Source organism: Ramlibacter sp. (assembly GCF_036383835.1).
Classification (GTDB): Bacteria; Pseudomonadota; Gammaproteobacteria; order Burkholderiales; family Burkholderiaceae_C; genus Ramlibacter.
On record NZ_DASVNN010000055.1, the window covers coordinates 26,494 to 34,528 of the forward strand.

Annotated in this window: 7 protein-coding genes and 1 pseudogene; all 8 read right to left on the bottom strand. The window is 66.3% G+C overall.

The genetic code is table 11. The features are described 5' to 3' along the window. Positions 1-17 precede the first annotated feature (17 nt). Positions 18-2,072, bottom strand: coding sequence for an NADH-quinone oxidoreductase subunit L (nuoL, locus tag VF522_RS09280; protein WP_330907963.1), 2,055 nt, complete (start codon positions 2,070-2,072; stop codon positions 18-20). 20 nt (positions 2,073-2,092) lie between these two features. Next, positions 2,093-2,401: an NADH-quinone oxidoreductase subunit NuoK gene (nuoK, locus tag VF522_RS09285; RefSeq protein WP_330907964.1), complete on the bottom strand. Its 309-nt coding sequence runs from the start codon at positions 2,399-2,401 to the stop codon at positions 2,093-2,095. Continuing rightward, on the bottom strand, positions 2,398-3,066 hold the full coding sequence (locus VF522_RS09290) for an NADH-quinone oxidoreductase subunit J (protein WP_330907965.1): 669 nt from the start codon (positions 3,064-3,066) through the stop codon (positions 2,398-2,400). Before VF522_RS09290 ends, nuoK begins: the two co-directional genes overlap by 4 nt. 10 nt (positions 3,067-3,076) lie before the next feature. Further along, positions 3,077-3,592, bottom strand: a complete 516-nt coding sequence (nuoI, locus tag VF522_RS09295; protein WP_330907966.1) for an NADH-quinone oxidoreductase subunit NuoI — start codon at positions 3,590-3,592, stop codon at positions 3,077-3,079. 7 nt (positions 3,593-3,599) lie between these two features. Beyond that, positions 3,600-4,682, bottom strand: a complete 1,083-nt coding sequence (gene nuoH / locus VF522_RS09300; RefSeq protein ID WP_330907967.1) for an NADH-quinone oxidoreductase subunit NuoH — start codon at positions 4,680-4,682, stop codon at positions 3,600-3,602. Next, positions 4,679-6,811, bottom strand: coding sequence for an NADH-quinone oxidoreductase subunit NuoG (nuoG, locus tag VF522_RS09305; protein WP_330907968.1), 2,133 nt, complete (start codon positions 6,809-6,811; stop codon positions 4,679-4,681). The genes nuoH and nuoG overlap by 4 nt, the downstream gene beginning before the upstream one ends. Positions 6,812-6,829: 18 nt before the next feature. Beyond that, positions 6,830-7,408 (bottom strand): hypothetical protein, encoded by a 579-nt coding sequence (locus VF522_RS09310; RefSeq protein ID WP_330907969.1) that lies wholly within the window; start codon positions 7,406-7,408, stop codon positions 6,830-6,832. Then, positions 7,405-8,035, bottom strand: a pseudogene (locus VF522_RS09315) (NADH-ubiquinone oxidoreductase-F iron-sulfur binding region domain-containing protein); the annotation flags it as partial. The pseudogene VF522_RS09315 and the gene VF522_RS09310, both read right to left, overlap by 4 nt.

Consider the following 8,035-nt stretch of genomic DNA (forward strand, 5'->3'; position numbering starts at 1 on the left):
TCATTCTTGTTCTTCCCTTACTTGAGCCACTCGCGGATCATCGGCCAGCTCACGAAGTACGTCATGAGCACCACCACGCCCATCAGCATCGCGAAGGCGTAGTGGTAGATGTAGCCGGACTGCACCCAGCGGATCACGCCGGCGAACTTCGAGACGAGGCGCGCGCTGCCGTTGACGAACACGCCCTCGATCACGCCCTGGTCGCCGCCCTTCCACAGGCCGCGGCCGAGGCCGCGCGCGGCACGGGCGATGATGTTCTCGTTGATCCAGTCCATGTAGTACTTGTTGTCCAGCAGCTTGTACAGCGGCATCGCGCGCTTCTGGATCGCCGCCGGCAGCGCCGGGTTCTTCATGTACATGTACCAGGACAGCACCACGCCGGCCAGCGCCAGCCAGAACACGGGCGTCGTGAGGCCATGCAGCGCCATCGCCACCGGGCCGTGGAATTCCCTGGCCATGTGCTCCATCACCGGGTGCTTCTCCAGGTTCACGAAAATCGAATCCTTGAAGAAGTCGCCGTACAGCATCGGGCCGATGGTCAGGAAGCCGATCACCACCGAGGGGAAGGCCAGCAGGATCAGCGGCACCGTCACCACCCACGGCGACTCGTGCGGCGCGTGGTGCTCGTCCTGGTGGTGGTGCGGATCGGGTTCCTCGGCCGGATCGTGCTCGTGCGCCGGGATCTGGTCGAAGCGCTCCTTGCCGTGGAACACCAGGAAATACATGCGGAAGGAATAGAAGGCGGTGACGAACACGCCCGCCATCACGGCGAAGTAGGCGAAGCCGGAACCGGGCAGCTTGGACAGGTGCACCGCCTCGATGATCGAGTCCTTCGAATAGAAGCCGGCGAACAGCGGCGTGCCGATCAGGGCCAGCGAGCCGAGCAGCGAGGTGATCCAGGTGATCGGCATGTACTTGCGCACGCCGCCCATCCAGCGGATGTCCTGGTTGTGGTGCATGCCGATGATCACCGAGCCCGCCGCGAGGAACAGCAGCGCCTTGAAGAAGGCGTGCGTCATCAGGTGGAACACGGCGACCGAATAGGCGGAAGCACCGAGTGCCACCGTCATGTACCCGAGCTGCGACAGCGTGGAGTACGCGACGACGCGCTTGATGTCGTTCTGGATGATGCCCAGGAAGCCCATGAACAGCGCCGTGATCGCGCCGATCACGAGGATGACCGACAGCGCCGTGTCCGACAGCTCGAAGAGCGGCGACATGCGCGCGACCATGAAGATGCCGGCCGTCACCATGGTGGCGGCGTGGATCAGCGCGGAGATCGGGGTCGGGCCTTCCATCGAGTCGGGCAGCCAGACGTGCAGCGGGACCTGCGCGCTCTTGCCCATCGCGCCGATGAACAGGCAGATGCAGATCACGGTGATCATCATCCAGCTGGTGCCGTGGCCGAAGGCCAGGCCGCCGAGCTCGCCGGCCTTGGCGAAGGTCTCGCCGTAGTTCAGCGTGCCGGCATGGGCGGCGATCAGGCCGATGCCGAGGATGAAGCCGAAGTCGCCCACGCGGTTGACGAGGAACGCCTTCATGTTGGCGAAGATCGCCGTCGGCTTGGTGAACCAGAAGCCGATCAGCAGGTACGACACCAGGCCCACCGCTTCCCAGCCGAAGAACAGCTGCAGGAAGTTGTTGCTCATGACCAGCATGAGCATCGAGAAGGTGAACAGCGAGATGTAGGCGAAGAAGCGGTTGTAGCCTTCGTCTTCCTCCATGTAGCCCATGGTGTAGATGTGCACCATCAGCGACACGAAGGTCACCACGACCATCATCATGGCGGTGAGGCCGTCGACCAGGAAGCCGACTTCCATCTTGAGGCCGCCCACGACCATCCATTCGTAAATGGTCTGGTTGAAGCGCGCGCCGTCGAGGGCGACGCTCTTGAGCGTCATCGCGGAGAGGATGAAGGCGATCAGCACGCCGAGGATCGTGGCGGTGTGCGACACGCGCCGGCCGACCACGTTGCCGCCGAAGGTGGTGCCCAGGATGCCCGCCACCAGGCAGCCGGCGAGCGGCGCCAGGGGAACGGCGAGCAGCGTTGCTGCGTTGAGGGTTGTTGCCATCGTTTCTTCTCGCTCCCGGATCAGCCCTTGAGCGCGTTCAGTTCTTCGACGTTGATGTTCTCTTTGTTGCGGAACAGCAGCACCAGGATCGCCAGGCCGATCGCGGATTCCGCCGCGGCAACCGTGAGGATGAAGAACACGAAGACCTGGCCGTGCATGTCGCCCAGGTAGTAGGAGAACGCCACGAAGTTCATGTTGACCGCCAGCAGCATCAGCTCGATGGCCATCAGCAGCACGATCAGGTTGCGGCGGTTCAGGAAGATGCCGACCACCGACAGCGCGAACAGGATCGCGCCCAGCGTCAGGAAGTGTCCGAGGGTGAGGATCATGCCTTGGTCTCCACGGTAGCGGCGACGGGCGCGGGTTCCGGCTCGGCCGGGCGCGACGGCGGCAGCTTCACCACTTGCAGGCGGTCGCGTGCCTTCACGCGCACCTGCAGGGCAGGGTCGACGTGCTTGGTGTCCTTGCGCGTGCGCAGCGTGAGCGCGATGGCGGCGACGATGGCCACCAGCAGCACCACGGCCGCGATCTCCAGCGGGAACAGGTACTCGGTGTAGAGCAGCTTGCCCAGCTCGCGGGTGTTGGAGTACTGGATGCCGGCCTGCGCGGCGGCGGCGGCCCCTGGCAAGGCCCGCGGCTCCTCGGTCGGGCGGAAGCCGCCCATCAGCACCGCCGCCATCTCGAGGGCGATCAGCGCGCCGATGGTGGCGGCCAGCGGGAAGTGCTTCCAGAAGCCGGCCCGCAGCGCGTCGACATTGATGTCCAGCATCATCACGACGAACAGGAACAGCACCATCACCGCGCCGACGTACACCAGCACGAGCGAGATGGCCAGGAACTCGGCCTTCAGCAGCATCCACACGCCGGCGGCCTGGAAGAAGGTGAGCACCAGGAACAGCGCGGCATACACGGGGTTGCGCGCGGTGATCACCCGGAAGGCCGCGAACAGCAGCACCACCGAGAACAGATAGAAAAGAGCAGTCCGGACGTCCATGGTTTCTTCTTCAGCGGTACTTGGCGTCCGCCGCCCTGTTGGCCGCGATCTCGGCTTCGTAGCGGTCGCCCACGGCCAGCAGCATGTCCTTGGTGAAGTACAGGTCGCCGCGCTTCTCGCCGTGGTATTCGAGGACGTGGGTCTCGACGATCGAGTCGACCGGGCAGCTCTCCTCGCAGAAGCCGCAGAAGATGCACTTGGTCAGGTCGATGTCGTAGCGCGTGGTGCGGCGGGTGCCGTCGGCGCGCTGCTCGCTCTCGATGGTGATCGCGAGCGCGGGGCACACGGCCTCGCACAGCTTGCAGGCGATGCAGCGCTCTTCGCCGTTCGGATAGCGACGCAGCGCGTGCAGGCCGCGGAAGCGCGGAGACAGCGGCGTCTTCTCGTCCGGGAACTGCACGGTGATCTTGCGGGCGAAGAAGTACTTGCCCGTGATGCGCAGGCCCTTGAACAGCTCCAGCAGCATGAAGCTGCGGAGGAAGTCGCCCAGGTTGAAGGCGGGGCGTGCCAGGGTGTCGGTGGCCATGGCGTGCTTATTTGAAGATGTTGTAGGGGGTCTGCATCCACGCGCCGACCACGACCAGCCACACCAGCGTCACCGGAATGAAGATCTTCCAGCCGAGACGCATGATCTGGTCGTAGCGGTAGCGCGGGAACGTCGAACGGATCCACAGGAACATCGTGACCATGAAGAAGGTCTTCATGCCCAGCCAGATCCAGCCCGGGATCCAGTTCAGCAGCGGCGCGTCGATCGGGGGCAGCCAGCCGCCGAGGAACATGACGACCGCGAGGATCGACACGAGCCACATGTTGGCGTACTCCGCCAGGAAGAACATGGCGAAGGACATGCCCGAGTACTCGATCATGTGGCCGGCCACGATCTCGGATTCGCCTTCCACCACGTCGAAGGGGTGGCGGTTCGTCTCGGCGAGGCCCGAGATGAAGTAGACGAAGAAGATCGGCAGCAGCGGCAGCCAGTTCCAGGACAGGAAGTTGATGTTGCGGTCGGCGAAGTAGCCGCGGCCCTGCTGCAGGACGATCTCGGTCATGTTCAGCGAACCCGACACCATCAGCACCACCACCAGGCAGAAGCCCATGGCGATCTCGTAGCTCACCATCTGGGCGGAAGCGCGCAGCGCGCCCAGGAAGGCGTACTTCGAGTTCGAGGCCCAGCCGGCGATGATCACGCCGTACACCTCGAGCGAGGTGATCGCCATCAGGAACAGCAGGCCGGCGTTGATGTTGGCCAGCGCCACGTCGGGGCCGAAGGGGATCACCGCCCAGGCGGCGAGCGCCGGCATGATGGTCATGATCGGGCCGAGCAGGAACAGGCCCTTGTTGGCGACCGTGGGGAGGATGATCTCCTTGGTCAGCAGCTTCAGGGCGTCGGCGATCGGCGTCAGCAGGCCGAAGGGGCCCACGCGGTTGGGGCCCGGGCGGATCTGCGTGAAGCCGATCGCCTTGCGCTCCCACAGCGTCAGGTAGGCCACCGCGCCCATCAGGGGCAGCACCACCGCGACGATCTTGATCAGCGTCCAGAGGACGGGCCAGCCCGCGCCGGTCCACCACGGGGCGGCGATCAGGCCGTTGCCCAAGCCGTAGATCGTGTCGATCATGCGCTCACCTCCTGGGCCGGCGCCACGCGGGCGTCGGCGGTCAGCTGCAGCGAAGGCGCGCGGCGCACGATGCCATCCAGCTGGTAGATCGCGGCAGCTACCGGATGGGCGCTGGTGTCGCCCAGCCACACGGCCTTCTTGGTCCGGTTCGAGAGCAGCTCGCCCTGCACCATCGCCTGCTGCGCATCGCCGGCGCCGCGGGCGTCGGCCAGCACTTCCTGCGAGGACTCGTACTCGAAGCCCTGCAGGCCCAGCATGTTGCCCAGCACGCGCAGCACCTTCCAGGCGGGACGCGCCTCGCCCAGCGGCTTGACCACGGCGTGGAAGCCCTGCACGCGGCCTTCGGCGTTGACGAAGGTGCCGGGCGTCTCGGTCCACGGCGCGATCGGCAGCAGCACGTCGCTGATGTCGAGGTTGGCCTTGAACGGGCTCAGCGTGATCACCATGCCCTTGCCCTGCCCCAGTGCCGCGGCGCGCTCGCCGGCGGCGGAGTCGTGGCGCGGCTCGTTGTTCAGGAGGACCAGCGCCTGCAGGCCGCCGGCCAGCATCTGGCCCGCGTTCAGGCCGCCCTCGCCGGGATAGGCCTTCACCAGCTGCGCGCCGACCGTGTTGGCGGCCTCGGTGAGGAAGCCGACGCTGGCGCCGGTCTGCTCGCCGATCCACTGCGCCAGCGCGAGCAGCGAGGTCGCGCTCGGATGGTGCGCGGCGGCGTTGCCCAGGAAGATCGCCTTGCGCTCGCCGGACAGCAGCGAAGCTGCGGCGGCCCTGGCCGCGTCCGTCGCATGGCCCTGCAGCGGCGACTTCTCGCCCTTCTGCTCGCCGATCGCGGTGGCGAGGTCGGCCAGCTGCTGCACCCACTGCCCCGCCGGCGCGATGGCCTTCGAGACGACGGACATCGCCCAGTCGTCGTCGCGGTCGTGGATCACGGAGACCTGCGCGCCGGTGCGCACCGCGCCGCGCACGCGCAGCGCGAACAGCGGGTGTTCCTTGCGCAGGTTGGTGCCGACGAACAGCGCGCGCTGCAGCGTCGACAGCGACGCGATGCTGGTGCCCAGCCAGCGGACGCCTTCGAAGTCGGCGAACTCCGCATTGCGCAGGCGATAGTCGATGTTCTCGCTGCCCAGGGAACGCACCAGCTTCTGGGCGAGGAACAGCTCCTCCACCGTGCTGTGCGGGCTCACCAGCGCGCCGATCGCCTTGGCGCCGTGTTCGCGCTTGACGTCGTTGAGGCCGCGCGCCACGTATTCGAGCGCGGTCTGCCAGTCGACCGTCTTCCACTCGCCGCCCTGCTTGAGCATGGGCGCGGTCAGGCGCTCGGGGCCGTTGAGCGCTTCGTAGGAGAAGCGGTCGCGGTCGGCCAGCCAGCACTCGTTGACGTCGTTGTTCTCCAGCGGCAGGACGCGCAGGACCTTGTTGTTCTTCACCTGCACCAGCAGGTTCGCGCCTTCGGAGTCGTGCGGCGACACCGACTTGCGGCGCGACAGCTCCCAGTTGCGGGCGCTGTAGCGGAACGGCTTGCTGGTGAGCGCGCCGACCGGGCAGAGGTCGATCATGTTGCCGGAGACTTCGGAGTCGACCGTGTCGCCCAGCACCGTGGTGATCTCGCTGTGCTCGCCGCGGTGGATCATGCCCAGCTCCATCACGCCGGCGATTTCCTGGCCGAAGCGCACGCAGCGGGTGCAGTGGATGCAGCGGCTCATCTCCTCCATGGAGATCAGCGGGCCGACGTCCTTGTGCAGCACCACGCGCTTCTCTTCCTCGTAGCGCGAGGCGGAGCCGCCGTAGCCCACCGCGAGGTCCTGCAGCTGGCACTCGCCGCCCTGGTCGCAGATCGGGCAGTCCAGCGGGTGGTTGATCAGCAGGAACTCCATCACCGACTGCTGCGCCTTGATCGCCTTGTCGCTCTTGGTGCGCACGATCATGCCGTTGGTGACGGGCGTGGCGCAGGCCGGCATCGGCTTGGGCGCCTTCTCCACGTCCACCAGGCACATGCGGCAGTTGGCGGCGATGGAGAGCTTCTTGTGGTAGCAGAAGTGCGGGATGTAGGTGCCGGCCTTGTCCGCGGCATGCATGATCATGCTGCCTTCGGGCACCTGCACCTGTTGTCCGTCGAGATTGATTTCGATCATGTCTTGTCCGCTCCGCGGTCAGGCGCCTGCGCCGCGAAGCTGCTGGTCAATGTAAACGGCAAGGTGGGACGCATACTGCTTCCAGACGGGTTCCAGCGGCACGCGCGCAATGCCTTGGGCTGCCTTGAAGCGGGTCTCCTGGACCAACTGCATTCCGCTTCCCGCCACTGGGGCGCCACGCTTGAAGATGGCCATCCGCCATTGGATTTCGGTGACGGCTCCGCGCGGGTCGGTGCCGGTCCTGGTGACCACAGCATTCAGCGGCTGCAGCAGGACGACATGGCCGGCGCGGCTTGGATCGAGCGGCACCGACGCGAACACCACGGTGGACGCCACGCTGACGCCTCGTTCCTGCTGCAGGCGGCGCACCTCGGCCCCGACATGCTGATAGTAGGCCTCCAGCGCGGCTCGATCGTGGTTCTGCAGCATGAGCCCAGCATCGATGACGAGCTCGACCTCACGCAATGTCCCGATGTCGGCACCCCGGCGTTGCCACAAGGTTTCGGGCGGGGCCGCGCAGCCTGCCAACACCATGACGGCCGCCGCGAGGAGCAGCGCCGAGCGACGATGGAGCAGTTGTACCGAGCGCATCTTCAAGCCCTTGCCCCAGCCGGAACCGGATCCCGGACTTCCGGCAGCGGCAGATCGGAGCGCGCGATCTTCGCCTCGAACTCGTGCCGGAAGTGCTTGATCATCGCGCGCACCGGCATCGCCGCGGCGTCGCCCAACGCGCAGATCGTGCGGCCCTGGATGTTGTCGGCCACCGAGTTCAGCAGGTTCAAGTCGTCCTGCCGGCCGTGGCCGTTCTGGATGCGGTCGATCACGCGCCACATCCAGCCCGTGCCTTCGCGGCAGGGCGTGCACTGGCCGCAGGACTCGTGCATGTAGAAGTACGAGAGGCGCAGCAGCGACTCCACCATGTCGCGGGTCTCGTCCATCACGATGACGGCGCCCGAGCCCAGCATCGAGCCGGCCTTGGCGATGGAGTCGTAGTCCATCGTGCAGTTCATCATGATGTCGGCCGGCAGCACCGGGCGGAGGAACCGCCGGGGATCACCGCTTTCAGCTTGCGGCCGCCACGCACGCCGCCGCACAGTTCCAGCAGCTTGCTGAAGGGCGTGCCGAGCGGGATCTCGTAGTTGCCGGGACGTTCGACGTCGCCCGAGACCGAGAAGATCTTGGTGCCGCCGTTGTTCGGCTTGCCGCAATCGAGGTAGGCCTGGC

Coding starts and splice junctions, on each gene's coding strand:
- nuoH (WP_330907967.1), bottom strand. CDS start 4,682: ATGATCGACACGATCTACGGCTTGGGCAACGGCCTGATCGCCGCCCCG.
- nuoK (WP_330907964.1), bottom strand. CDS start 2,401: ATGATCCTCACCCTCGGACACTTCCTGACGCTGGGCGCGATCCTGTTC.
- nuoG (WP_330907968.1), bottom strand. CDS start 6,811: ATGATCGAAATCAATCTCGACGGACAACAGGTGCAGGTGCCCGAAGGC.
- nuoL (WP_330907963.1), bottom strand. CDS start 2,072: ATGGCAACAACCCTCAACGCAGCAACGCTGCTCGCCGTTCCCCTGGCG.
- VF522_RS09290 (WP_330907965.1), bottom strand. CDS start 3,066: ATGGACGTCCGGACTGCTCTTTTCTATCTGTTCTCGGTGGTGCTGCTG.
- nuoI (WP_330907966.1), bottom strand. CDS start 3,592: ATGGCCACCGACACCCTGGCACGCCCCGCCTTCAACCTGGGCGACTTC.